This window comes from Halomonas sp. DP3Y7-2 (genome assembly GCF_019800795.1).
Classification (GTDB): Bacteria; Pseudomonadota; Gammaproteobacteria; order Pseudomonadales; family Halomonadaceae; genus Halomonas; species Halomonas litopenaei_A.
Genome location: NZ_JAHVKJ010000007.1, coordinates 43394 through 67749, shown reverse-complemented (window position 1 = coordinate 67749; position 24356 = coordinate 43394). Strand labels below are relative to the sequence as shown.

Genomic DNA, 24356 nt, shown 5'->3' with positions numbered 1-24356 from the left:
TCAGCTATCCTTCACAAACAGATAGCCCTTGCTTCTGACGGTCTTGATGCGATGCGGATGGTGGGGGTCATCACCGATCTTGGGGCGGATCCGCGATACCCGCACATCGATAGACCGATCCTGTCCGTCGTAGCGAATACCGCGAAGCTGAGAAAAGATCTCTTCCCGGGTCAACACGCGTCCGGCATGGCTCGCCAACAGCCACAGCAGATCGAATTCTGCACTGGTCAGGTCGATACGCTCACCCTTCAACCAGGCTTCCCGGGTCGCATTGTCGATGTCCAGATCCTGGAACGACAGCCGGCTTTCGCCCCCGGCCTCTGCGCCGTCGAGTCGGCGCAGCAACGCGCGCATGCGTGCCAGCAGCACACGCGGCTGCACCGGCTTGGGCACGTAGTCGTCGGCGCCCATCTCGAGCCCCAGCACCTGATCCATGTCATCCGTGCGGGCGGTAAGCATCAGGATCGGACCTGAATAGTCGCTGCGCACACGGCGACAGATGGACAGGCCATCTTCCCCAGGCAGCATCAGGTCAAGGATCACCAGATCCGGCTGCAGCGACAGGATGCGATCGACTCCCTTACCGCCGTCCTCTTCCAGGCTCACGCGAAAGCCGTTGGCTTCCAGGTAGTCCCGTGTCAGACCAGCGAGACGCTCATCATCCTCGATGATGAGTACGTGATCCTGTTCTCGTTGCTCTGAGCGATCTTCCATAGGGTTTCTCATTCCTTGTGGCGAGTACCGGGCATGAAGCATGCCGGACAGACGACTGATACTAAGCAATGTCACACGCGATAACACAAGGATACCCGAAATTTTCGCCGTCGCCTGCCCTCTCTTCGGTCCCGTCTTGACGCTGCCTTACGCCTGCCAGCGGCACCAACACTGGCCTTGCTGGACTCCCCGGGATGCCCCTCTCCCAAGCGCTGCGACCGGCGTGACATTACTCACTTGATGAAGGCAAAAATGCACACTATCTTGTGTTCGGGACCCGACTAGGCACTACATAGTGTGCCTTTAGCAAGTCCACCGAAGGCTGTCAATCAGCACGGAACGACGCCTTCTCATGCCCATTTCCACGACTCTTCTCGCCTTACAGGGAGCCTCGGCGCCATGGAAACCATCGCAAGCCCGGATCGACCGTCTGTCTCTGTCACTGCGCCCAACACATTGCGCGTGATCAAGCGCACCGGTGATGTGGTGCCCTTCGATGCCGGCAAGATCGCGGTGGCCATCAGCAAGGCCTTCATCGCCGTCGAGGGAGACAACGCCGCCACCTCGAGTCGGGTACGCGACTTCGTCAAGCACTCCGCAGAGGCCATCGAACACACCTTCGCCCGGCGCCTGGCGGATGGAGGCACCGTACATATCGAGGATATTCAGGATCAGGTCGAGCTAGTGCTGATGCGCAGTGGCGAGCAAAAGGTTGCCCGCGCCTACGTGCTCTATCGTGAAGAGCATGCCCGAGCCCGCCAGGACAGCGGCATCGCCAAGCCTCACCCCACGCTCAACGTTACCGCCGCCGACGGCAGCCGCCGCCCCCTCGACCTGGGACGCATAGAAACCCTGGTCTTCGACGCCTGCGAAGGGCTCGAGAACGTCGACCCGAACAAGATTGTTCAAGACTCCCTGAAGAACCTTTACGACGGCGTGACCATCGACGGCGTGTCGCAAGCGCTGATGATGACCGCCCGCACCCTGGTCGAGAAAGACCCCAACTACACCTACGTCACTGCTCGCCTGCTGCAGGACAACCTGCGCCGCGAGGCACTGTCGTTCCTCGAGGTGGCAGAAGACGCCACCTACGGTGACATGGCCAGGCTCTACACACCGGCCTTCGTGCGCTATGTCGAGCGCGGGATCGAGTTCGAACAGCTCGACCCGGAGCTTGCCAACTTCGATCTGGAGCGTCTCGGCGAAGCCCTGGATCACCGCCGCGACAATCAGTTCACCTACCTCGGCCTGCAGACCCTCTACGATCGCTACTTCCTGCATCGTGACAACGTGCGCTACGAGCTGCCCCAGGTGATGTTCATGCGTGTCGCCATGGGCCTGGCATTGAAGGAAACTGAGCGTGAGGCCCGCGCGATTGAGTTCTACGAGCTGCTGTCGAGCTTTGACTACATGGCGTCGACGCCCACCCTGTTCAATGCAGGCACCGTGCGCAGCCAACTCTCCAGCTGCTACCTCACTACCGTGTCCGACGACCTCGAGAGCATCTACGGCGCTATCCGTGACAACGCCATGCTGTCCAAGTGGGCCGGTGGTCTCGGCAATGACTGGACTCCTGTGCGCGCCTTGGGCTCCTACATCAAGGGCACCAACGGCAAGTCCCAGGGAGTAGTGCCGTTTCTCAAGGTCGTCAACGACACCGCCGTGGCGGTCAATCAGGGCGGCAAGCGCAAGGGCGCGGTCTGCGCCTACCTGGAGACCTGGCATCTGGATGTCGAGGAGTTTCTCGAACTGCGCAAGAACACCGGCGACGACCGGCGCCGCACCCACGACATGAATACCGCCAACTGGGTGCCGGACCTGTTCATGAAGCGGGTGTTCGACGACGAGCAGTGGACCCTGTTCTCGCCGTCCAGCTGCCCGGACCTGCATGACCTGTACGGCGTTGCCTTCGAGAAGCGCTACACCGAGTACGAGGAAATGACCCGCAACGGTCAGATCACCCTGTACAAGCGGGTCAAGGCCAAGGACCTGTGGCGCAAGATGCTGTCGATGCTGTTCGAGACCGGCCATCCCTGGATCACCTTCAAGGATGCCTGCAATCTCCGCAGCCCGCAGAGCCATGCTGGCGTTGTGCACAGCTCCAACCTGTGTACCGAGATCACCCTCAATACCTCAGCTGACGAAATTGCGGTGTGCAATCTGGGGTCGATAAACCTGGCCAATCACATCGTCGACGGCCAGCTGGAGGCCAGCAAGCTGAGAAAGACCGTGCGTACCGCCGTGCGCATGCTCGACAACGTTATCGACATCAACTACTACGCGGTGCCCCAGGCGCGACAGTCAAACCTCAAGCACCGTCCCGTGGGTCTTGGCCTGATGGGCTTCCAGGATGCGCTGTATGCCCAGGGCATCGCCTACGCCAGCGAGCAGGCAATCACCTTTGCTGATCGCTCCATGGAGCTGATCAGCTATCACGCCATCGAAGCGTCCAGTGACCTGGCTGCCGAGCGCGGGCGCTATGCCAGCTTCGAGGGGTCGCTGTGGAGTCAGGGGATTCTGCCGATCGACTCGATCGACAGGCTCAAGGCCGAGCGAGGCGAGCGCTTCATTGAGGTCGACACCAGCCAGACCCAGGACTGGGAACGCCTGCGCAGCAAGGTGCAGCAGCAGGGCATGCGCAACTCCAACGTCATGGCCATCGCCCCCACCGCCACCATCTCGAACATCTGCGGCGTCACCCAGTCCATCGAGCCGACTTACCAGAACCTGTTCGTCAAATCGAACCTGTCGGGCGAATTCACCGTGGTCAACGCCTACATGGTCAGCGACCTCAAGCAGCGCGGCCTGTGGGACGAGGTGATGATCAACGACCTCAAGTACTACGACGGCAGCGTCCAGCCTATCGATCGTATCCCGGACGACCTCAAGGCCAAGTACGCCACTGCCTTCGAAGTCGAGCCAAAGTGGCTGGTCGAGGCGGCCGCGCGACGTCAGAAATGGATCGATCAGGCCCAGTCGCTGAACCTCTACATCCAAGGGGTATCCGGCAAGAAACTGGACGTGACCTATCGCATGGCCTGGTTTCGAGGACTCAAGACCACCTACTACCTGCGGGCGCTGGGCGCCACTTCGGTGGAGAAATCCACGGTCAACCGCGGCAAGTTGAATGCCGTCGCCAACGGCGCTTCCGCTGACGCGCCCACCGCGGCTCCCTCGCCCAGTGTCGACACCGCGGTCGAGGGAGAGCCCCGGGGCATCGAGGATTTCCTCAAGGGCAAGGGCGGCCAACGTCCTCCCTCCGCCGGCGATATCGATGAACTAGGCTGCGAGGCCTGCCAGTAATCCGGACCACCACGCTCGGTCCTGTGGGCAAGCCCCCGCAGGCCAGGCCGAGGCGACCAGACACCCCTGCCGACGCCCTGCGCGTCGGCCGATCAGACGATCGGGAGAGAGCCACAATGCTGAACTGGGACGAGTTTCACGAGGACGACACCGCCACCGCCGAAGTTCCGGAACCGCAAAAGGTACCGGAACCGCAAAAGGCACCACAGCCGGCAACGGCCCCGGTCACCGAACCAGCGGTCGAGGCGAAAGAGGCGGTGCGCGAAAGCACTGGCCACTATGGCGTCGCCGATCAGAATCGCCTGGCCCGCGCACGCCAGGCCCTTGAGGAGCTCGACGTGGCGGCAGGTCTCGAAGAGCTCGAGATGGGCGCGGCGCGTATCCAGGTCGATGACAAGCAGATGATCAACGCCCGCGCCGACCTCAATCAGCTGGTGCCGTTCAAGTACGAGTGGGCCTGGCAGAAGTACCTGGACGGCAGCGCCAACCACTGGATGCCCCAGGAAGTGAACATGAACGCGGACATCGCGCTATGGAAGAGCAACGACGGCTTGACCGCCGACGAGCGCCGTATTGTCGAACGTTCGCTGGGCTACTTCTCCACCGCCGACTCCCTGGTCGCCAACAATCTGGTGCTGGCCCTGTATCGCCTGATCACCAACCCGGAATGCCGCCAGTACCTGCTGCGCCAGGCTTTTGAGGAAGCGATCCACACCCACGCCTACCAGTACTGCGTGGAGTCGCTTGGCATGGACGAAGGCGAAGTCTTCAACATGTATCGCGAAGTGCCTTCCGTGGCCTCCAAGTCCGCCTGGAGCCTGAAACATACCCAGTCCCTGGCGCGCCCGGACTTCCACACCGGCACCGTAGAGACCGATCAGGAACTGCTGCGCAACCTGATCGCCTTCTACTGCGTCACCGAAGGGATCTTCTTCTACTGCGGCTTCAGCCAGATCCTGTCCATGGGTCGTCGCAACAAGATGACCGGCGTGGCCGAGCAGTTTCAGTACATCCTGCGTGACGAGTCGATGCACCTGAACTTCGGCGTCGACATGATCAACCAGATCAAGATCGAAAACCCGCATCTGTGGACACCCGAGTTTCAGGATGAGGTCACGCAGATGATCCTCGAGGGCACCGAGCTCGAGATCAGCTACGCGCGTGACACCATGCCTCGAGGGGTGCTGGGCATGAACGCGGCCATCATGGAAGAGTACCTGCACTTCATCTGCAACCGCCGCCTGGCCCAGATTGGCCTGAAAGAGCAGTTCCCCGGCGCCCAGAACCCCTTCCCGTGGATGAGCGAGATCATCGACCTGCGCAAGGAAAAGAACTTCTTCGAGACCCGCGTCACCGAGTATCAGGTCGGCGGCGCACTGAGCTGGGATTGACACCGTGGGACGCCCAGGCCGCATGCCACGGGCGTCTTCATCTTGAGCTGTGAACGGCATCCGCTTGCGAGCGGGTGATGGCGAGACCCCAAGATCTAGCCACCTAGTGAGAGGGTAATACCATGACAGTGTCCAACGCAACACCACAGCAGCACCAGCACGACACTCGCGCCTGGCAGACCGCACTGGACCAGGCCCTGGCTGCCCATGGCGGCGAGCGCGCCCTGGCTCGCTACGACCACCTGGCCCATGCCTTCCCCGCCCCTGAGTATGACCCCCACGATGATCACCACCCCCACCTGAACCTGGACGCCTTGAAGCGCTGGGCGCTGTATCGTGGCTGGCGCGCTCAGCCGGACACCGATCGCGTGGGGCTGGCCAGCACGCCACCGATTCGCTTTACCCGGCTATCACGACATCGCATTACCAGCCATTAAGGCTTCGAGAGACGTGACAGCGCTCACTGACGGTCATCACCGCGAGGGAGCGCTGTCGCATGGCGTTTCATCCAGCCTGTGACACGCCAACCTCAGCGGCTGCGCCGACGCCCGATCCAGCCGCTACCGACCAGCATGCCCAGGGTAATCAGCCCCGCGGCACCGGCCAGCCACAGACTGGGGGCGGCATAGCCAGTGACCACCAGCACCAGCGTCGACAGCAGCGGCGTAAAGTAGGCGAGGAAGCCCAGCAGGCGTAGATCGCCCTGCTTGACCCCGATATCCCAGGTAAAGAACGCGCTGCCTACCGGGCCCAGACCCAGGGCAATGACACCGAGCCAAGCGCTGCCCTCGGGCCAACGAGTCGTCTCGAAGGCCAGGTGACAGATCGCTGCCAGTATCGCCGTGGCCAGACAGAAGCCGCCCACGGCGGCGGTCGGCACCTTGCTGGTGGCCCGGGACAGTACCGAGTAACCGCTCCACACAAAGGCACTGGCAAAGGCGGCAACGTAGCCAAGCAGGCTGCCACCGGCATTGACATCACCGCCGATCAACAACACCGCACCACAGAAGCCCAGCACACTGCCGATGACGTGATAGCCGCGCAGGCGCTCGCCGGGTAACAACGCTACCATCAGCACGATCAGCAGCGGCCACAGGTAGCTGATCAAGCCAGCGTTGGCAGGCGGAGCATTCTGCTGAGCGACGAAATACAGGGCGTGATAGCCAAACAACCCACCGACACCCAGCGCCCAGATCTGTGGCGGCTGGCGCATCGGCGCGATGACCGCCTCTCCCCGCAGGCGCTGATAGACTACGAAGCAGACGAAGGCCACCGCAAACGCCAAGGCGGTCAATAGAAATGGCGGCACCGGACCGGCCAGCTGGGTGAACAGCGACAGCATGGCCCAATTGAGCACGGTGGTAGCGCCAATCAAGGTGGCCCGGCGCCGCAGATCAGGTCGCACTGCGATGTCACTGCTGGATGAGGATGAAGAAACAGACATGAGGACCTCCACACAGACGAGGACTCGAGTGTGTGCGGCGCACGCCATCATGTCTTGTACGATTCTGACCTTTGCAAGACCTGCTGGGCGGTCTGTTGTCGCCAGCGCCCCGGCGGCATCCCGTGGGCCTCACCAAAGACCCGGGTAAAATGTGCTGCATCGTGAAAACCACAGGCCAGGGCAATCTCGCTGAGGGAGACGGGCATGGCCCTCCCCTGGGCGCCAGTGCCCATCAGCAGCTGACGGGCCAGGATCAGACGCTCGCGGCGTAGCCAGGCCGCCGGTGCCATGCCCATCAGGACGCGAAATTGACGCGCAAAGACGGCCTCGGACAGGTGACAGAGGCTGGCCATGTCGCTGACCCGCCATGGCTGCTCCAGACGACGACGGACCTCTGGCAACAGTCTGAGCAGACTTAGCCGCTGGGACGGCAACGGCTTGCCTCCACCTGCGTCAAGCGCTGTCGCCAAGGTCAGCAGCCACTGAGCCAGCCGAGGTACATCCGCAGGGCCCGTAGGCGCGGCGGTCGCCAGTGCTGTGGGGACCTTGATCCCCGACAGGCGGCGGCTCGCCCCTCGACCGGATTCAAACAAGGATTCGATACCCAGGGCATGGCACCACTCCACCGGGAGATCGAGCACCAGGACGTCGTTGTCCGCGGGGGCGAGATAATGATGCAGGTCACCGCTGGGGACTGGTGCCAGCACGCCTTCGCTTACCCGCAGACACCGACCGGCCACCTCCAGCTCGACCATGCCACCTTGCCCCAGCAGCAGTTGCTGGTAGTCATGCCGGTCACTGAGCACCCTATCCGGGTAGCTACGCCGTTCGATTACTGGAGCGTCAAGCATCATTGCAAGGTCATGTCCCAAAGCCAGACCTTCAGTCTAGCCCTCGCGCCGTCGCCCTGGAAACCTGGGCGCCAGCTGATCCAGGTCAAACGTACTTCCTTGGCAGAAGCGATACCCTCTCATTTACAACCCCGCCAGGCTCTGATAGAGATGTCTGTCGGAGGTCCTCTCCATGGAACGTGCAGGAGGTCCGTCATGGCGACATCCAAGAGTGTCATCAAGCGCGTTTACGTTCCCACCCACGTCAAGACCCTGCCCAACGGTGAACGGGTAAAGGTCCCGGGCCACTACAAGAAGGTCCCGACGGCACACTAGTTCGCGTTTGCCACGCCCTGGAGCCGTCGATCGCTGACCGCTGTCACGCGTTGCTGATTCTGTCACTCAAGATCCAGCCACCCTCGACCCCGTCACACTGATCCAGTCACCCAGACTCCGTCATCCAAGGATCAGGCGGAAGACGGCTCCCGACACACCCGCCACCAGCCAAGTCCTGCCGGCACGCCGAAGAGTAGCGCATGCACCAGCAGCTCCTCCCCCAGGGCATAGCCGTGTGACAACCCGACGCTTAAGTTCCAGGCACAGACTCCCAGCCATGCCAGGCTAAAGACCCACATCGCGGTATGCTGACGAGGCTTTGGACAGGTCCAGAGCAACAGCAAGACCAGTGCCACGCCAATGATGATCATGATCAGCAGACGCATCTCCCCCTCCTCCTGCCAGTCGAGCGAAGCGCACCGACGGCGCTTTGCCATGGATGTTGACGCAGCCAGTCATCGCCATGACCGCGCGAGACACAACGACTCGCTATTCAGGCATCGAGTTCGGCGTCATCACGATCAACTGTGACGCCCCTTGCCGATGCTTCAGCGCCACGACGAGATACGACGTCCCTGGTGCTTCGGTGAACGTCCACAGCCCCTCTACGGCACCGCCAGCAAGGGACTGTGTGCCCAAGGCTTGGCCAGTGTCGGGCTGCAGGAAAAACAGCCTCGAGGCACTGCTGGCACCGACGACAACGGTGTTGTCGATCGTGACAGGCGCGGTCAAGCCAGTCGCCCCCATCAAACGTCGCGGTGAGAACCGCGACGGCTTCAGGTGGTGAACGTCCAGGCCCGACACCGTGGACACCCACTCCCCCGTTGTCGAAGGCCCGAGGCTGACACGCGCCACCGCCCCCCAAGGGGGCGTTTGGCACCATGGCCACGCAAGCCTGCCCCCGTCGCGGCTGACCAGGCCAGTGCTGGCAAGCAGGTAGGCGCCTTCGTCCGGCGAGCCGAAGATCGTTTGTCGTGACCAGGGCGGTGCCATGGGCGGATGCACGAGCAGGTCCGCGAGCAGGTCTGTCAGCGGAGCCGGCAGCGCACTGGGAAGGCCGTGATCCCGAGTGCGCTGGCGCAGTCGACACCAGAGTTGATCAACGGGGGTGAGCCCCCAGGCATCTCGCTCAGCCGCGCCAGCCGTTGTCAGCGCTGTGTTGCGCCAAGGCTCCTCGGCCAAGGGCGGTGAAGCGGCCAGCACTTCGTGGGACAGTATCTCCCCGGTCAACCGGTCGAATAGCGTCAACCCGGCGGCGGTGTCAGCCACCATCACCAGCGCTGTCGCGTCAGGCTGTTCCTCTCTGCCGCCGGCATCTTCCCCAGCACCGGCGAGACCTGCCTCTTCTGCCGTCAGTGTCATCAAGGCAGCCGTGCCAGACGCGGTGATACCGCCCAGCATCTCGGTCTGCCACAGGACGGTGCCATCGCTGATATCCACTGCCTGTATCAGGCTTCCTGCGTCGCCGGTAGGCACCCTGGCGGCGGACGACACGATCAGGCGATTCAGTGCCTGATCGACCGCCAGCAGTCTGTCGCCACCTGCCGCGTCTCCCCAGCTCCACAGGCTCTCTCCCGAGCCGCTGTCGAGCAGTTGGAGGGCGGGGCCATCCTCCATGGCAGATGCCACTATCGCGCCATCGGTCACCTGCAACGCCGCCAGCGACGTCGCTTCGACGGTGGTCATCCCGGCCGCGGCAAAGCTCTCGCAGGGCCTGCCGGTGTCGGCGTCCAGCGCCAGCAAAGTGCCGGATGAGGAGGCGACAAACAGCCGCTGCGGACACATCAAGTCGGTCTCGCTGATACCGCTCTCACCGGCGCCTTCATGGGTGGATGCCAATTCCAGGGGATCCCCTTCTTGCTCTCCTGGGATGGGTACAAACACCCCCGCCGCGCCCTCGACGGGGCCTTGCCAGGCATCATGAAAGGCCAGATACGCGCAGCGTTCCCCGGCGACATCGCCTTGCCACTGGTAGGCCCATAGCGGCTCTCCCGTGGTGGCTCGGCGTGCCATCACTCCCTGCTGGGTGCAGACAAACAGCTGCTGCTGATCATCCGACAGTGCCAGGGACGACACCCCTGCCGTCAGCTCGGTGTGCCAGACGTCGGTCAGTGCGAACGGCGCATGAGCACGATCACCTTGCTGCCACGCCTCGACGATATGCGGTGCCGCCGCCAGCAGCGGTAGCGCCAGACCAACGATCGACGTCAGCCCGGTTCCCTGACGACCGAGGCCAGTGGCGCCGCGAGACCACCATGGCAGGAGCAACACCAGTCCCAGCAAGGCCGGGGCCCAGAGCCGAGGTATCAAGCGCCAGGCATCTAGCCCCACCTCCCACAGCGCCCAACCAAGCGTGCCGGCGAGCAACGCCGCATACACCGTCAAGGTGCCGCGCCAGCGCCCCATCAACCCTGCGGCCACGGCCACCAGCCCCGCGGCAGATACCACGTAATAGACACTGCCGCCCTGAGCCAGCAGCAGCGCTCCCGCCAGTAGCTGCACCAATGCCACTACAGCCAGCACCAGTCCCAGCATGATGGAAGGCCCCTTGGCAGCCCGACGGTTGTCCATTGAGTGCATCTCCTTTCGTCCCTGACGGCCACGAGGCAAGTCGTCGCCTCAGCTCTCGCGACGTGCAGCTTCAGAATAGAAGCTGCCGGTGATCACTGCGACCCACGTGGCGTACCGTGCAGAGGCACGCCAAATGCCTGGCGTGAGGCGACGAACATGGCATGATGTGCCATCCATCCGTTGCTCCAGAGGAACACGCCGATGAATCTGTACGGCGATACCCGTTCGGGAAACTGCTACAAGATCAAGCTGCTGGCCTCGCTGCTCGACATCCGAATGGTGTGGATCGGCATCGATATCCTGGCCGGTGACACCCGTGAAGAGGATTTTCTCGGGCGTAATCCCAACGGCAAGATTCCCCTTCTTGAGCTGGATGACGGACGCTTTCTGGCAGAGTCCAACGCGATTCTCCACTACCTGGCCGGCGGCAGTGATTGGCTACCGCAGGACCGCTTTGAACATGCCAAGGTGCTGCAGTGGCAATACTTCGAACAGTACAGCCATGAACCCTATATCGCCGTTGCCCGCTTCATCTCGCTGTATCTTGGCCTGCCTGATGAACGCAAGGCCGAGTACGAAGCCAAGAAAGAGGGCGGCTACAAGGCGCTGAAGGTCATGGAGCGTCAGCTGGAAGCGACGCCTTATCTGGTCGGCGACCGCCCGACCATTGCGGATATTTCGCTGTATGCCTATACCCACGTTGCCCATGAAGGCGGCTTCTCGCTGTCGACGTTTCCCGGCATACGGGCCTGGCTCGAGCGCATTCAAGCGCTGCCGGGGTATGTCTCCCTCGGTGACGAGGCGCTCCCTGCCTGAGCCGTTGAGGTGGCCATGGTCAATGACCGGCCGGCCCGGTCGGTCATCTCTCATTGTCGGATATCAGGTATGCTGGTGGCTTCTTGCAACGCCGTAACGGAGTCACGACTTGGCCACCGCCCTCCTTTTTAACGTCTTGATTTTTCTTGCTGCAGCCGTGGTGGTGGTGCCCGTCATCAAGCGCCTGGGGCTGGGAGAGGTGCTGGGCTACCTGATCGCCGGGGTACTGATTGGCCCGTCTGCCCTCGGCCTGGTGCCTGACGCGGAAGGCGTGCTGCAGTTTTCCCAGGTTGGCATCGTCTTCCTGCTGTTTGTCATCGGCCTGGAACTCAAGCCGGCGCGTCTCAAGCTGATGCGTAAACCGGTGTTCGGCTTCGGTTCGCTGCAGGTCGCCATCACCACCCTCGTGCTCGGCGTCACGGCTCTCGCGCTAGGCCTGTCTCCGGTCGCGGCGGCCGTCGTCGGCTTCAGCCTCGGACTGTGCTCCACCCCGCTGGTCCTGCATCTGCTCGGTGAGCGCCAGGAGCTCAACAGTCGCCACGGGCGCAAGGCGTTCTCCCTGTTGCTGTTTCAGGACATGGCCGCCATCCCGGTGCTGGCCGTGATCCCGATCCTCGGCGCGGATAGCCTGGCCGCCGGAGGAGTGATGTCAGCGCTCAAGGAGGTGGCGATTGCGGTCGCCGCCTTCGCCGGCCTTATCTTCGGGGGACGCAAGCTGTTGCCGCCGCTGTTTCGCAGAGCGGCCGCCACCGAAAGCCGCGAGGTGTTTGCCGGCATGTCGCTGCTGGTCTTGATTGGTGCCGCCTTGCTGATGGAGCTGGCAGGCCTGTCGATGGCCCTGGGGGCATTTATTGCCGGCATTCTGCTGGCCGACTCTGAATACCGCCACAGTATCGAGGCAGATATCGAGCCCTTCAGAGGCCTCTTGCTAGGTCTGTTTTTCATGGCCGTGGGCATGACCGCCCAGATCGGGCTGCTGGCCGAGACCCCGGGGCTGGTCCTGGGGCTGACCGCACTGCTGCTGGTGGCCAAGGGCGCCAGTCTGATGCTGGCGGCACGCGCCTATGGCTGTGGCTGGCGCGAGACCACCACCCTGGGGGTGCTGCTATCTCAAGGTGGCGAGTTTGCTTTCGTGGTCCTGACCGCGGCCGGCAGCGCAGCGCTGCTGGAGACCAGTCTCGTCAGCCTGCTGGTGCTGGTCGTGTCGCTGTCCATGGCCACCACGCCGGTACTGTTTCTCGGCTATGAGCGGTGGATCCGCCCGCTGTTCAAGAAACCTCGTCCGAAGCGCCAGTTCGACGCCATGGACGACGACTCACCCAGGATCATCCTGGCGGGATTCGGTCGCTTTGGTCAGGTGATGGGACGCGCGCTCCAGGGACTCGAGATTCCCTACACGATTCTCGACATCAACGCCGACCACGTGGATTTCGTGCGACGCTACGGCAACAAGGTCTACTTTGGCGACGCCACCCGTCTCGACCTGCTGGAGGCCGCAGGGGCTCGCCAGGCCCAGGTACTGGTGGTGGCGGTGGGTGATCCCGAGATTTCCATGCGTATCATCCAGCGTGCCAGCAAGCGCTTTCCCCACCTCAAGATCTACGCTCGCGCGCGGGATCGTCAGCATGCCCAGCGGCTGATGCGAGCCAAGGTGGATTACGTGCTGCGCGAGCTGCTGCCAGCCAGTCTCGAGATGACCCGAGAAGTGCTGATCGGGCTGGGCATTCCGCGGGACAAGGCCCAACAGACCATCGATACCTTCCGCCCCCATGATGAAGATACCCTGCGGCGACAGCTCGAAGTCTTCGGCAATGAGAAGAAGCAGATGCAGACCATCCGACAGGCAGCCAAGGAACTCGAGACGTTGTACGAAGCGGATGAAGACATCCTGCGCAGGGTCGATGAAATTCCGTCGAGGGCCAGCACCGAGCCCCCCGCCTCACATCCCCCTGAACGCTAAGGGTCGGGCGAACTCACCTGACGCGGCTGCCACCAGGACGGCAGCCTTTCGCGCACCTCCGGCCAGGCGAAGCGGTCATCCAGCAACACCAGCGTGCCGCTGTCCTCTGGCCCGCGGATCACACGTCCGGCGGCCTGAATCACCTTGATCAGCCCAGGAATTCGATAGGCGTAGTTGTCCCCCTGGCCAAAGCGCGCCTCGAGGCGTGACTTCAAGGCCTCCTGGCGAGCGTCGCTGGGAGGCAAGCCCAGGGTCGCCACGAAGGCACCGATCAGCCGATCTCCCGGCAGGTCCACGCCCTCCGAGAAGACACTGCCCAACACCGCAAACGCAATACCAAAGCCTCCCGGTGCGAAATCGGCCAGAAACGCTTCCCGCTCGGCTTCGTCCATACCGCGACGCTGCACCCGTCGGGGAATCTCCGGGTAGGCATCGGCCATGGCGGCGACCACTCTATCCAGATAGGCAAAGCTCGAGAAAAACGCCAGGTAGTGGCCGGGTCGCCGCTGATACTGGGCTGCCATCATCTCGATGATACCCGGCAGCGACTGTTCCCGGTGGCGGTAGCGGGTCGACAGATGGGTGCAGATCCTGACGTCGAGCTGCTCGGCAGTGAAGGGAGATTCGACCTCGGCCCACACGCTGTGGGCCGGTAGTCCCAGCAAGTCTTGCTGGTAGCGTGGCGGAGCCAGCGTCGCCGAGAACAACACGCTGGCATGGGCGGCTGCAAAGCGCGGAGCGAGAAAGTCGCCAGGCACCTGATTGACGATGGCAAGTCGGGCGCGACCTCGCCCCCGGCGGGTCAACTCGCACATGGAGTGGTCGCCGAATCGCTCGGCCAGGCGAGTGAATGCCAAGGCCTCGAACAACGCATCGGTCAGCGCGGGCCGGGTATCTTCAGGATGCTCTCCCAGATGATCGCCGATGGCACCGCTCAATCCTTGCAGGGCCTGCAGAAACTCTGCCGGAATCGTCCCCAGGGTCATCCAGCGCGGTGCATCCCGAGAGCCGGGCTGGTCGCCGCCATGTTCCCGCACCACCGCCTGCCACTGCCGCACAACCCGCGCCAGAGGCTGTTTCAGCGCGGCGGGCGCCTCCTTGCTCAGGCGTGCCAGACTGCGCTGATCGATACTGGCCGAATACATGCCCCGCGCTCTATCGATCAGATTGTGCGCCTCGTCCACCAGCAGCGCCAGGCGCCATTGGCGCGCCTGAGCCAGGCCATGCAGCAGAGCGCTAGAGTCGAAGTAGTGATTGACGTCTCCCACCACCAGGTCGCACCAGCGTGCCATTTCCTGGCCCAGATAGTAGGGGCACAGACGATGCGCCAGCGCCACCTCTCGCAGCCCGGCGCGATCCAGCCTGGCGTGGGCTACGGCGGCCTGGCGCGCTTGGGGCAGTCGATCATAGAAGCCCTGCGCCAACGGACAGCTATCACCGTGACAGGCCAGATCAGGATGTTCGCAGGCCTTGTCTCGCGCGACCAGCTCCAGCACACGAAGCCGCCACTCGGGGCCTGGATCCAGCTGATTGACGGCTGACAGCGCCAGCTGCCGCCCGGTGGTCTTCATGGTCAGGAAAGCCACGCGATCGAGGCCATGCCGTGGCATGGCCTTCAACGCCGGAAACAGGCTGCCCAGGGTCTTGCCGATCCCGGTCGGCGCCTCGACCAGCAAGGCCTTGCCGGTGGCCACCGCCTTGTAGGTGGCTTCCGCCATCTGGCGTTGCCCGGGACGAAAGTCGAGATACGGAAAGCGCAGGCCCTGCAGGGCACTGTCGCGGCGGCGTCGATGGCGCGCCTCGCTCTTGGCCCAGTGCAGATAGTCGTGACAGGCCGCAGCGAGCTCCTGCCACAGCTCCGAGGCGGATGCCTCACAGCTGAGAAGAGTTTCACGACCTGTCACCAGATCGAGGTAGACCAAGGCCAGGGTGATGCGCTCACGCCGCTGCTGGCGACACCACAGCGCGCCGTAGGCGCGCACCTGCGCCCAGTGCAGCGCCCGCTGGTTGTCGGCCATGCGATCCAGGCGCCCGCGGTGGGTCTTGATTTCCTCGAGCCGTGAACCGTCGTCGGCCACACCATCGATGCGCCCTCTCAGGTGTAGCCCTGCCAGCGTCCCTTCGACGGCCACTTCACTGCGGTAGCCCTCACCGCGGCGGGCCACCACCTGGGCATGACCGTCGATGCCCTCGCGGGAGCTGGGGGCTGGCGTAAAGCGATGGTCAAGGTCTCCGCGACGTGCCGTGAAGTCGCACAGCTCACGCACCGCCACCGACATCACCAGGCTATCATCAGCGACACTGCCGGATAGCCCTTCTTGTTCTGCCTCAGGCAAAGCGTCTGGGTCGTCCGGGCAGCGCGAGTCGTCACTCATCATGCCACCGCACATGACACACCGACACCGCAATCCCGTGGCGATGAAAATGCTCAAGCCAGCGTTTCTGGTTGTCCTGCAGACGGTCTCCTGGCGCCTTGATCTCGATCAGGCGATAGCGGGGCTCGCCCTCAGCTGCCGCTGGAAAGAACTGGATCAGGTCTGGCCAGCCGGCCCGATTGGCCTTTAGATCCTCCAGCATGCGGGTGAAAAAGACCCGAAGATCTGCGCCATCGATGCACTCGAGCGCCACATCCAGCAGCGTGGCATCCAGCACCTCCCAGTGTACAAACGGATTGGCGATGCCCCGCTTCTGTTCCCAGCGCCGACGTATCTGGGAGACGTGGGCCTGGTCGTCCAGCGCAGACAGGCAGGCATCGAACCGCTCTCGGCGACGGCTCACGAAGTCCGCGCGATAAAGGTCTGCTGGCCCACGATGAAACGGATGAAAGAAGGCCCCCGGCAAGGGGGTGAAAATGACATCCCAGCACAACAGGCCAAACAGTCCGGCGATCAAGTGATTCTCGACGTAGAACACCGGCGCGCCATCCTCGCTGAGATGATCTCGCACAGCGCGCTCGACGCAACCGCTGTCATTCAGCGCACGGGACGGCAGCGATAGCTGCCACAGCGTGATATCCGCGAGCGCTGCGCGCTCCTGCCGGGGCAGCCCGAGCCGGCGTCTCAGCCGCGGCACCAGGCGCTCCAACGCCTGGTGCTCAGCCTCATCCTGCGGCGACTCGAGCGCCTGTTCCGCCAGTTCCATGGCCTGCTGGTCATGACCAAGACGCTCCAGCAGGCGCAGCCGCTTGACCCTGGCCTCACCGGGACCCGCCAGGGCATACGCCTCCAAGGCCAGGGCGTCGTGGCCAGCACGCTGGGCCTGCTGACCCAGTCTCAGCAGCAGGCGTGCCCGTCGCGATCTCAGCCACGCATTGTCATCAGGCAGCTCAGGCACATCGGCCCATACCGACGCCACGTCCTCGCCTTGCTCGAGGCGCTCGCGCAGGTGGTGCAGCTGAAGATAGGTGTCGACTTCCTGTCGCTGTTGAAAGCCGCGAGAAGCGGGATCGAGTGCCACCTGTTCGTAGCGCATGTGCCCGAGCTCCGCCATGACGAAGTCCGACCAGCTTTGCCGCAGGTTGCCGAAGAACATCAGGCGCAGGCGATCACAGACCTCCATCACGGTCAGTCTCCACAGGCCATCGTCGCTGTCCGGCCACCACTGACTCCAGCGCTGGGGACCCAGCAAGGACGGCTCCTCATCCGCCGTTCTATCCGAGGCATCCGCCGACCTATCCAAGGCATCCGCAGACCTATCCTGGGAATCCGCCGATTGATCCTGGGCATCCGCCAGCGCCTGAGCCAAGCGGGTCTTCGATACCGAGGCCGGGAGCTGATGATCCGGCAAACGTGGCACCAGGACCCGTCGCGCCTCAGCAAGACGCAATTGCGTCATCAGCTCGACATGGCTCACTACCGGGTCCGCCGCGATCAGTTCGGCGGCGGCCAGTTCTTCCAGGGCGAGGCCAAGATCCCCCACTTCCACGTAGTCGAGCCGAGACGTACGAAACAGCTCTCCCTTGCGCGACACCATGCGCACCAACAGGGCTTGAGCAGGTTCGGGGAGACCACCGAACTGCGCGATGAAATCACGTTCAGGAGCGGCCAGCAGATCGCCGTGTCGGCTACTCACCCACGCCAGCACATACTGAAAATGGCGCAGGTAATAGAAGGGGTCGTCGCGCAGGTCTGAAGGTAGCTGCGGCAGGTCAGGAGTCATGGCGGCATCTTATCAAGGATGCCCTATCACGCCCAAGCGCCCACTGACGGGCAATGTCCTTGCCGCCTAGCTGACCACCTGGAGAGAGGGTGGGCGACGTCCGCTACCGCCATGGACATTTACTTTTGCTGCTAAGCATTGATGAGCAGTTGCTGGAGAAAGCCATTTCAGCAAAAGCCGAGTCTGTAATGCCAGTCTATGCTGGTGACACTGAAAACGGCGGAACATGCGGCAGGTAGCGCGAGCGAGTTAGATAGCGGCAGGTAGCGCAAGCGCCTTAGATAGATAGTAGATAGATACCAAGGCGCCGATACCCCGTACTGATGACAACATATCGACAACCACGTACTGATCGAGAGACAGAGGAAGCGACTCATGCCCCAACAGAAGACCGCCATCATCACCGGATCGACCAGCGGTATCGGACTTGGCATCGCCGAGGGGTTCGCCAAGGCAGGCATCAACCTGGTCATCAACGGTATCGAAGCGGCGTCAGACGTGGAGACCACCCGGTTGGAGCTTGAGAAACACGGCGTCAAGGTGGTCTATGACAACGCCAACATGATGGAGCCGAGCGAGATCAGCGCCATGCACAAGCGCGCCGAAGCCACGTTCGGCGCCGTCGACATCATCGTCAACAACGCTGGCATACAGCATGTGGCACCGGTGGACGAATTTCCTGAAGACAAGTGGAACGCCATCATCGCCATCAATATGAATTCGGCCTTTCACCTCACCAAGGCCGCTTTGCCTGGCATGAAGGCCCGAGGCTGGGGGCGAGTGATCAACATTGCCTCGGCTCATGCCCTCGTTGCCTCTCCCTACAAGTCGGCCTACGTGGCCGCCAAGCATGGGGTATTGGGTCTGACCAAGACGGTAGCGCTGGAAGTTGCCGAACAGGGCATTACCGTCAACGCCATCTGTCCTGGCTATGTGCTGACGCCGCTGGTCGAGAAGCAGATCCCCGATACCGCCAAGGCACGCGGCATCTCCGAGGATTCGGTCATTCGCGACGTGCTGCTGGCCAACCAGCCCACCCGTGAGTTCGTCACCACAGAGCAATTGGCGGCCACCGCCCTGTTCCTGTGTTCTGACGGCGCCGCCTCCATGACCGGCATCGCCTTGCCGGTGGATGGCGGTTGGACAGCACATTGACCCTCCTTGTGCTGGACTGATGATGCGTAGACAGCACATCGACCGTAACGGCAGCGTTAAGCGGTCAGCTGAAAGGGCCTTACGAAAGGCCTTATAGGAAGGTCTGGTAAGAAGGTCTCAAGGACGGTCTTGTGCAAGACCGCTGCACCACAGGAGAAGGTGATGGCCAAGCCACCCAAGAAGATCAATCTGGCATTACAAGGCGGAGGCGCCCATGGCGCCTTCACCTGGGGGGTTCTGGACGCCCTGCTCGACGACCCCTGCATCGAGATCGAAGCCATTTCAGGCACCTCCGCTGGTGCCATGAACGCCGTTGTTCTGGCCGATGGCCTGGTTCAGGGCGGGCGCGAAGCCGCCAGGGAAAAGCTGGAAACCTTCTGGAGAGCGGTCTCCAAGGCAGCACGATTCAGCATTCTGCAGCGCACCCCTTGGGACCGACTCAGTGGCAACTGGAGTCTCGACTACTCACCGGGCCACGTCTACTTCGACCTGATGACGCGCTTTTTCTCGCCGAGTCAGTTCAACCCGATGAAGTACAACCCCCTTCGGGACATCATCATCGACCAGGTGGACTTCGATAACGTCTGCGGCTGTGACCAGATGAAGGTCTTCGTCGCCGCCACCAATGCCGAAACAGGACGGGTCAAGATCTTCAACCGCCAGGAACTGACACCGGACATGGTGATGGCGTCTGCCTGTTTGCCGTTTCTGTTCGAGGCTGTGGAAGTCGATGGCGTGCCTTACTGGGATGGCGGGTATTCAGGTAACCCTCCGCTGTTCCCGTTCTACCAGACAACAGAGTCTCGCGACATTCTGATCGTGCAGATCAATCCGGTAGAGCGCGAAGGATCACCCATCAGCGCGCAGGAGATCCTCAATCGGACCAACGAGATCACCTTCAATGCCAGCCTGCTGAAAGAGCTGCGAGCCTTGGCCTTCGTCAAGCGCTTGATCCACGAAGGCCATCTTGACCCAGACACCTACCGCGACATGCTGGTCCACATCATCGACAGCCAGGACCTGCTGAAGCCGCTGGGCGCTTCATCCAAGCTCAATGCGGAGTGGGAGTTCCTGTGTCTGCTTCGTGACAGAGGTCGCCAACGTGCCCAGGCCTGGATCGAGCAACACTACGACGATATCGGTAAGCGAGATAGCGTCGACCTGAGAGAGATGTTTGACGGTATTCACTGACCCAAGGCGACCGGAACGGCAGGCCTGTTGGCATGGGGCGAGTGAGCAGAGCGCGCCCTTTCTCGGAAAAGCGAAAGAGCATAGCAGCGCCAGTAAGGCATGGCCTCTGGCGCTGACAAAGCCGGGCCATTGTGGAGCGCTGCCTCAACCAGCCAATGGCCATCGAGAGTCCTGATATCACGCTTGCCGAGGTGCACCCAAGACAAGAAGAGTGCGGCGCAGAACAGCAAAGAAAGACACGAAGATCAGTTGAAGTGTGCCGGATGAAAGATAGGCCATCACGGGCACGACAGATGCAACGATATGAAACGGTCGTATGTTTTAAACAGACCTCAACTACCGGTAGATGTGGATGCGCGTCATCCCATGCACACATGCACAACGAGGACGCAGGAATCATGAGCTCACACCCAACATCACCCAATATGGAAAAAGGCCTAGCCTTCTTCAGGCAACACAATCCTGCCGCCGCCCAGGCGCTGGAAGAAAAGCTCGGTGACTTTGCGCCGGACCTGATGCGCCTGGTGGCCGAATTTCCGTTTGGCGAAATGTACGGTCGTGACGGGCTGGAGCCCAAGGTGCGCCAAGCCGCCACGCTGTCGGCCCTGGCCTGCGGCGGCCATGACACCCAGTTGCGCATTCATATCGGTATTGCGCGTTCCCTAGGATTCAGCCGTGACGAATTGGTCGAGCTTTTTATGCAGCTTGCGCCTTACGCCGGCTTCCCCGTGACGATCAATGCCGTACTCGCCGTCAAAGACATCTACCCCGAGTCATGACATCACCCCGGTGATACACGACCCACCCCAACGTAGCGTAAAAAGGAGTCACGCCATGTTTGACCATCAGCAAAATCCGCCCATGGAGCCGGTTGACGAAACCGATACTACCCTGGCATTCATCGACCTGGCCGACGTCAAGCTGCCCGCTGGCGCCGCACCGCTGGAGCAGCGTCATCTGCGCTTCCGTCGTGTCGATGTTGGTCCCGGCGGCATCGTGCCCTACCACTCCCACGAAAACCGCCCGGCCATTCTGTTCGTGTTCCAGGGTGAAATCGTCGAGTACAACTCAAAGCACGAGGAGCCGCGTGTGCACAGGGCTCCGTCCATCATCGCCGAGTTCAACGAGATCTGGCACTGGTGGAAGAACGAGTCAGATGGCGACGTCATCATCTATGCCGCCGACTTGGCCGAAACCGAGAAGTGCGCCGAAGGCGAGTGTTAAGACTCGCGGGTGGGGCTAGCTGACAAAGCCCCCATCCACAAAGCCGCAGCGATGTGCTGCGGCTTTGTCGTATTCCCACTATCGGTCTTCGGCGCTCGCCTGTTGGGATTCACCTATTGCCCCTCGCCACGGCGACAGACGTCCAGGCGTCACTGACATGGCCGAGTCGGAAAGCCCAGCTCAGTCTGCCAGGCCTCCGGCCAACCACTCTAGCTGTTCCGCGACAGGAATCTCACGGCAGTGCTGACGATTTTCTCCTGCCCAGAGCGGTGAGAAATCACCGCTGCAGCGGGATTCGTGGGCCGCGCGCAGTTCACAGAGTGCGCTGGCCGCCAGGGGAAAGTCCGGTACCTCTCGGGAAATGGGGCCCAGCTCTCGCATGGCCCGGTTGACGATTCCCCGGGCCGGTCGGCCAGAAAAGACGTTGGTGATCTCGGTCGTTGAAGCAGGATCCAGCAGCGCCTTGCGATGAACGGCACGCACAGCGGCCTCCGGACAGCACAGTAGCGCTGTGCCAATCTGTACGGCGGCAGCCCCCTGATCAAGCGCCCATCGAACCCCCTGAGGGTCGGCGATTCCCCCTGCCGCCACCACCGGCACCGCTACCGCTTCCACAATACTCGGCAACAGCTTGGCCAAGGGTTGCTGCAGGCTGAGATCATCGCTCAGGAAATGCCCTCGATGGCCGCCGGCCTCGGTGCCCTGCGCAATAATGACGTCGGCGCCATTGGCCTCGAGCCAGCGGGCCTCGTCCAGGGTGGTGGCACTGGACATGACCAGGGCACCACAGCGCTTGACCCGCTCGACGAGCTCGGCGCTCGGCAAGCCGAAGTGAAAGCTGACCACTGCGGGCTTGTGCTTTTCGACAATGGCACAGGAGGCCTCATCGAAAGGACGTCGGGTCGGGCTGTCGCTAGGAGGGGGAGGAGCAATACCGAGCTCCTGATGATAGGGCTCCAGACGTTCTCGCCAACGCTCCAGGCGCTCTGGTTGCGCCTCAGGAGTGGTGTGGCAGAAGAAGTTGACGTTGACGGGGCCATGCCCCTCGATCGCCGCCAGCGCGTGCTCCAGCGCCTCCGGTGACAGCATGCCTGCGGGCAGTCCGCCCAGGCCACCTGCAGCCGTCACCGCGATCGCCAGCGTCTCGTCCTGAGCCCCTGCCATGGGCGCCTGAAAAATGGGGCGCTTCAAGCGAAGTCGCGCAAGGCTGGTCATGGTTGAATCTCCTTATGTGGAGCGGCGGCCTCGTTGTTCAACGACGCCTCACGGGGTCGCAGCTCCAGAATATCGCCACGAATGGCCAAATCGAAACGGCCAAGAAAGCTCATGCCCAGCAATACCGTCTCACCCTCCATGCCAGGACTGATGGAACCATCGACGCGAGACGCGGACAAGCCCCCCAACGTCACAGATTCCAGCGTGGTCAGGGTGCCGCGGGCACGCCCGTTGGCGGTGTGAAACCAAGCGCTGCCATGATCCGGCAACGACAGTTGTCGAGCAAGACTCCCGGGAAGAGCGACCCGCGTCGCACCAGTATCCACCAGGAACGTCACAGGTATGCCATTGATGCTGCCCGGCGCTACAAAGTGTCCACCAGGGCCTCTTTTGAGCTGCAGCGGCTGTCCTTCTGCCACCGCTTCAAGCTGGGCATTGGGGTGCATTTTCTGCGTCAGCCAGACAGACATCCACCAGCCACCCAGTGCCATGAACACCACCCAGAATAACAGCATCATGGCGAGACCTGGGCCACGGGTCCCATGTCGACGGGTCATGCCATTCTCCTTGCTGACGAACACACCACGTCGCCAGAAGCGACGAAGGCAGCATGGCGCAGCCGAGCGGCGACCGCTGTACTGATGCCAGTCGCTACGCGACAAGCGGCAGATCACGGCACAAGTGCCAGGCGTAGCCTCTTATACGGCAGGCGCATCCCATCGGAATGACACCAAGGAGGGTTCATGATGACAGCTTCTACTGACGTACTCCACGACCGCCCCTCTCAACACTTTCATCACTTTCATCCTTTCCGGCAGGTTCTGGGCACGACCCTGGCCGTGCTGCTCACGGCGATGTTCAGCCCAGGTAGCAGCGCAGACGCTAGCCTTCCGCCCACGACCTCCATGGATGCGGTCGACAAGCATGTCTTCGAGATGTCCCACTACACCACGCAGGGAGGCGACACTATCGCGCCGGTCAGAGTGGGTTGGGAAGCCTATGGCGAGCTCAATGACGCCGCTGACAATGCCATCTTGATCACGCACTTCTTCTCGGGCACTAGCCATGCCGCAGGTCGCTATTCCGGAGAAGACGTTGCCGGCTATTGGGACGCCATCATTGGTCCGGGGAAGCCACTCGATACCAACCGTTACTTCGTGGTGTCCTCGGACACCCTGGTCAACCTCAATGCTGGCGACCCCAGGGTCACCACCACCGGCCCCGCCAGCCTCAACCCCGCCACCGGCGAGCCCTGGGGTACGACATTCCCCCTGGTCGGTATTGGTGACTTCGTGAACGTACAGAAGGCGCTGATGGATGAGTTGGGCATCCAACGACTGCACGCCGTGATGGGGGCCTCGATGGGGGCTTTGCAAGCGTATGAGTGGGCCAGCGCGTACCCTGGTCGGGTCGACCGTCTCATCGCAGTGATTGGCGCTGGCGTTGCCGATCCCTGGCTGATCGCCAGCCTCGACGCCTGGGCCGCTCCGATTCGCCTCGATCCCAACTGGCGCGACGGTGACTACTACGATGATGACCGCCCGCCCATCGACGGCCTGAGAGAATCGCTCAAGCTGATCACCCTGCAGGCTAACCACTGGCGTTGGGCTGATGCCACCTTCGATCGCGACTGGGCGGACCCACTGGCGTCGCCTGAAGACGATCTCGCGGCCGACTTTGAGGTGGTGGCCACACTCGATGAGATTGCCGCCGCCCGCGCCAGCAAGGCAGACGCCAACCACCTGCTGTATCTGGTTCGGGCCAACCAGAATTTCGTGACCGGAACCGAGGGTGACGCCGAGTCTGGCCTGGCCGCCATAAAGGCCCCCACCCTGCTGCTCTACAGCGCAGATGACCTGGTGTTTCCAGCAGAGAACGTGCTCGACACGGCCCGCATGATTCAGGCTGACGGCACCCCGGTTACCTTGCACACGCTGAAGGGAGATCGCGGGCACCTTGATGGCGTGGTCAGTATCGAGCAAGCCGCCGATCAACTGCGCGGTTTTCTCGAAGCGCCAGTGCGCTGATGGTCGCGCCGACGGCTGCAG

At 62.5% G+C, this 24356-nt stretch carries 19 protein-coding genes; 10 read left to right on the top strand and 9 right to left on the bottom strand.

Annotation, left to right across the window (positions count from 1 at the left end; genetic code table 11):
• The gene (locus tag KUV45_RS07240) at positions 1-714 is read right to left on the bottom strand and encodes a winged helix-turn-helix domain-containing protein (RefSeq protein WP_206941680.1); all 714 of its coding nucleotides are present in this window, start codon (positions 712-714) and stop codon (positions 1-3) included.
• Positions 715-1113: 399 nt separating this feature from the next.
• Here KUV45_RS07240 and KUV45_RS07235 point away from each other — a divergent pair, with 399 nt between their 5' ends.
• From KUV45_RS07235 to KUV45_RS07225, 3 genes are all read left to right on the top strand, one after another.
• On the top strand, positions 1114-4017 hold the full coding sequence (locus KUV45_RS07235; RefSeq protein ID WP_222162565.1) for a ribonucleoside-diphosphate reductase subunit alpha: 2904 nt from the start codon (positions 1114-1116) through the stop codon (positions 4015-4017).
• A gap of 116 nt (positions 4018-4133) precedes the next feature.
• On the top strand, positions 4134-5408 hold the full coding sequence (locus KUV45_RS07230; protein WP_222162564.1) for a ribonucleotide-diphosphate reductase subunit beta: 1275 nt from the start codon (positions 4134-4136) through the stop codon (positions 5406-5408).
• A gap of 122 nt (positions 5409-5530) precedes the next feature.
• Positions 5531-5845, top strand: a complete 315-nt coding sequence (locus KUV45_RS07225; protein WP_222162563.1) for a hypothetical protein — start codon at positions 5531-5533, stop codon at positions 5843-5845.
• Positions 5846-5937: 92 nt separating this feature from the next.
• Here the strand turns inward: KUV45_RS07225 and KUV45_RS07220 are convergent, their stop codons facing one another.
• The 4 genes from KUV45_RS07220 to KUV45_RS07205 all read right to left on the bottom strand — a co-directional run bounded on the left by KUV45_RS07220 (position 5938) and on the right by KUV45_RS07205 (position 10589).
• Positions 5938-6852: a DMT family transporter gene (locus KUV45_RS07220; RefSeq protein ID WP_222162562.1), complete on the bottom strand. Its 915-nt coding sequence runs from the start codon at positions 6850-6852 to the stop codon at positions 5938-5940.
• Positions 6853-6899: 47 nt separating this feature from the next.
• Positions 6900-7706 carry an AraC family transcriptional regulator gene (locus KUV45_RS07215; RefSeq protein WP_224851963.1) on the bottom strand — a complete coding sequence of 269 codons (807 nt, stop codon included), beginning with the start codon at positions 7704-7706 and terminating at the stop codon, positions 6900-6902.
• Between the two features lie 443 nt (positions 7707-8149).
• Entirely contained in the window at positions 8150-8404 is a 255-nt protein-coding gene (locus tag KUV45_RS07210; RefSeq protein WP_222162561.1) for a hypothetical protein, read from the bottom strand.
• Positions 8405-8507: 103 nt separating this feature from the next.
• Positions 8508-10589, bottom strand: a complete 2082-nt coding sequence (locus KUV45_RS07205) for a PQQ-binding-like beta-propeller repeat protein (RefSeq protein WP_222162560.1) — start codon at positions 10587-10589, stop codon at positions 8508-8510.
• A 201-nt stretch (positions 10590-10790) separates the two neighbouring features.
• Here KUV45_RS07205 and KUV45_RS07200 point away from each other — a divergent pair, with 201 nt between their 5' ends.
• Both KUV45_RS07200 and KUV45_RS07195 read left to right on the top strand, forming a co-directional pair.
• Positions 10791-11405: a glutathione S-transferase family protein gene (locus KUV45_RS07200; RefSeq protein ID WP_206941687.1), complete on the top strand. Its 615-nt coding sequence runs from the start codon at positions 10791-10793 to the stop codon at positions 11403-11405.
• A 109-nt stretch (positions 11406-11514) separates the two neighbouring features.
• The gene (locus KUV45_RS07195; RefSeq protein ID WP_206941689.1) at positions 11515-13365 is read left to right on the top strand and encodes a monovalent cation:proton antiporter-2 (CPA2) family protein; all 1851 of its coding nucleotides are present in this window, start codon (positions 11515-11517) and stop codon (positions 13363-13365) included.
• Here the strand turns inward: KUV45_RS07195 and KUV45_RS07190 are convergent.
• Both KUV45_RS07190 and KUV45_RS07185 read right to left on the bottom strand, forming a co-directional pair.
• Positions 13362-15644, bottom strand: coding sequence for an ATP-dependent DNA helicase (locus tag KUV45_RS07190; RefSeq protein ID WP_222162885.1), 2283 nt, complete (start codon positions 15642-15644; stop codon positions 13362-13364). The genes KUV45_RS07195 and KUV45_RS07190 overlap by 4 nt on opposite strands.
• An 88-nt stretch (positions 15645-15732) precedes the next feature.
• On the bottom strand, positions 15733-17523 hold the full coding sequence (locus tag KUV45_RS07185; RefSeq protein WP_222162559.1) for a VRR-NUC domain-containing protein: 1791 nt from the start codon (positions 17521-17523) through the stop codon (positions 15733-15735).
• A gap of 375 nt (positions 17524-17898) precedes the next feature.
• Here KUV45_RS07185 and KUV45_RS07180 point away from each other — a divergent pair, with 375 nt between their 5' ends.
• The 4 genes from KUV45_RS07180 to KUV45_RS07165 all read left to right on the top strand — a co-directional run bounded on the left by KUV45_RS07180 (position 17899) and on the right by KUV45_RS07165 (position 21093).
• Positions 17899-18678 carry a 3-hydroxybutyrate dehydrogenase gene (locus KUV45_RS07180; RefSeq protein ID WP_222162558.1) on the top strand — a complete coding sequence of 260 codons (780 nt, stop codon included), beginning with the start codon at positions 17899-17901 and terminating at the stop codon, positions 18676-18678.
• 162 nt (positions 18679-18840) lie between these two features.
• A complete protein-coding gene (locus KUV45_RS07175; protein ID WP_222162557.1) occupies positions 18841-19869 on the top strand; it encodes a patatin-like phospholipase family protein in 1029 nt (342 codons plus the stop codon).
• Positions 19870-20267: 398 nt separating this feature from the next.
• A complete protein-coding gene (locus KUV45_RS07170; RefSeq protein WP_222162556.1) occupies positions 20268-20648 on the top strand; it encodes a carboxymuconolactone decarboxylase family protein in 381 nt (126 codons plus the stop codon).
• A 55-nt stretch (positions 20649-20703) separates the two neighbouring features.
• Positions 20704-21093, top strand: coding sequence for a cupin domain-containing protein (locus KUV45_RS07165; protein ID WP_206941700.1), 390 nt, complete (start codon positions 20704-20706; stop codon positions 21091-21093).
• A gap of 180 nt (positions 21094-21273) precedes the next feature.
• Here KUV45_RS07165 and KUV45_RS07160 read toward each other — a convergent pair whose 3' ends face one another.
• Positions 21274-22308: a nitronate monooxygenase family protein gene (locus KUV45_RS07160; protein WP_206941702.1), complete on the bottom strand. Its 1035-nt coding sequence runs from the start codon at positions 22306-22308 to the stop codon at positions 21274-21276.
• Positions 22305-22865, bottom strand: coding sequence for a TIGR02281 family clan AA aspartic protease (locus tag KUV45_RS07155; RefSeq protein WP_224851962.1), 561 nt, complete (start codon positions 22863-22865; stop codon positions 22305-22307). The genes KUV45_RS07160 and KUV45_RS07155 overlap by 4 nt, the downstream gene beginning before the upstream one ends.
• 186 nt (positions 22866-23051) lie before the next feature.
• Between KUV45_RS07155 and KUV45_RS07150 the strand changes: the two genes are divergently transcribed.
• Positions 23052-24335, top strand: a complete 1284-nt coding sequence (locus KUV45_RS07150) for a homoserine O-acetyltransferase (RefSeq protein ID WP_224851961.1) — start codon at positions 23052-23054, stop codon at positions 24333-24335.
• Positions 24336-24356 lie beyond the last annotated feature (21 nt).

Bases quoted from the DNA above. Each gene is read 5' to 3' on its own strand.
- KUV45_RS07230 (WP_222162564.1), top strand. From the start codon at position 4,134: ATGCTGAACTGGGACGAGTTTCACGAGGACGACACCGCCACCGCCGAA.
- KUV45_RS07240 (WP_206941680.1), bottom strand. From the start codon at position 714: ATGGAAGATCGCTCAGAGCAACGAGAACAGGATCACGTACTCATCATC.
- KUV45_RS07205 (WP_222162560.1), bottom strand. From the start codon at position 10,589: ATGGACAACCGTCGGGCTGCCAAGGGGCCTTCCATCATGCTGGGACTG.
- KUV45_RS07165 (WP_206941700.1), top strand. From the start codon at position 20,704: ATGTTTGACCATCAGCAAAATCCGCCCATGGAGCCGGTTGACGAAACC.
- KUV45_RS07210 (WP_222162561.1), bottom strand. From the start codon at position 8,404: ATGCGTCTGCTGATCATGATCATCATTGGCGTGGCACTGGTCTTGCTG.
- KUV45_RS07220 (WP_222162562.1), bottom strand. From the start codon at position 6,852: ATGTCTGTTTCTTCATCCTCATCCAGCAGTGACATCGCAGTGCGACCT.
- KUV45_RS07175 (WP_222162557.1), top strand. From the start codon at position 18,841: ATGGCCAAGCCACCCAAGAAGATCAATCTGGCATTACAAGGCGGAGGC.
- KUV45_RS07170 (WP_222162556.1), top strand. From the start codon at position 20,268: ATGAGCTCACACCCAACATCACCCAATATGGAAAAAGGCCTAGCCTTC.
- KUV45_RS07160 (WP_206941702.1), bottom strand. From the start codon at position 22,308: ATGACCAGCCTTGCGCGACTTCGCTTGAAGCGCCCCATTTTTCAGGCG.
- KUV45_RS07190 (WP_222162885.1), bottom strand. From the start codon at position 15,644: ATGTCGGTGGCGGTGCGTGAGCTGTGCGACTTCACGGCACGTCGCGGA.
- KUV45_RS07235 (WP_222162565.1), top strand. From the start codon at position 1,114: ATGGAAACCATCGCAAGCCCGGATCGACCGTCTGTCTCTGTCACTGCG.
- KUV45_RS07180 (WP_222162558.1), top strand. From the start codon at position 17,899: ATGCCCCAACAGAAGACCGCCATCATCACCGGATCGACCAGCGGTATC.
- KUV45_RS07155 (WP_224851962.1), bottom strand. From the start codon at position 22,865: ATGACCCGTCGACATGGGACCCGTGGCCCAGGTCTCGCCATGATGCTG.
- KUV45_RS07200 (WP_206941687.1), top strand. From the start codon at position 10,791: ATGAATCTGTACGGCGATACCCGTTCGGGAAACTGCTACAAGATCAAG.
- KUV45_RS07215 (WP_224851963.1), bottom strand. From the start codon at position 7,706: ATGATGCTTGACGCTCCAGTAATCGAACGGCGTAGCTACCCGGATAGG.
- KUV45_RS07225 (WP_222162563.1), top strand. From the start codon at position 5,531: ATGACAGTGTCCAACGCAACACCACAGCAGCACCAGCACGACACTCGC.
- KUV45_RS07150 (WP_224851961.1), top strand. From the start codon at position 23,052: ATGATGACAGCTTCTACTGACGTACTCCACGACCGCCCCTCTCAACAC.
- KUV45_RS07185 (WP_222162559.1), bottom strand. From the start codon at position 17,523: ATGACTCCTGACCTGCCGCAGCTACCTTCAGACCTGCGCGACGACCCC.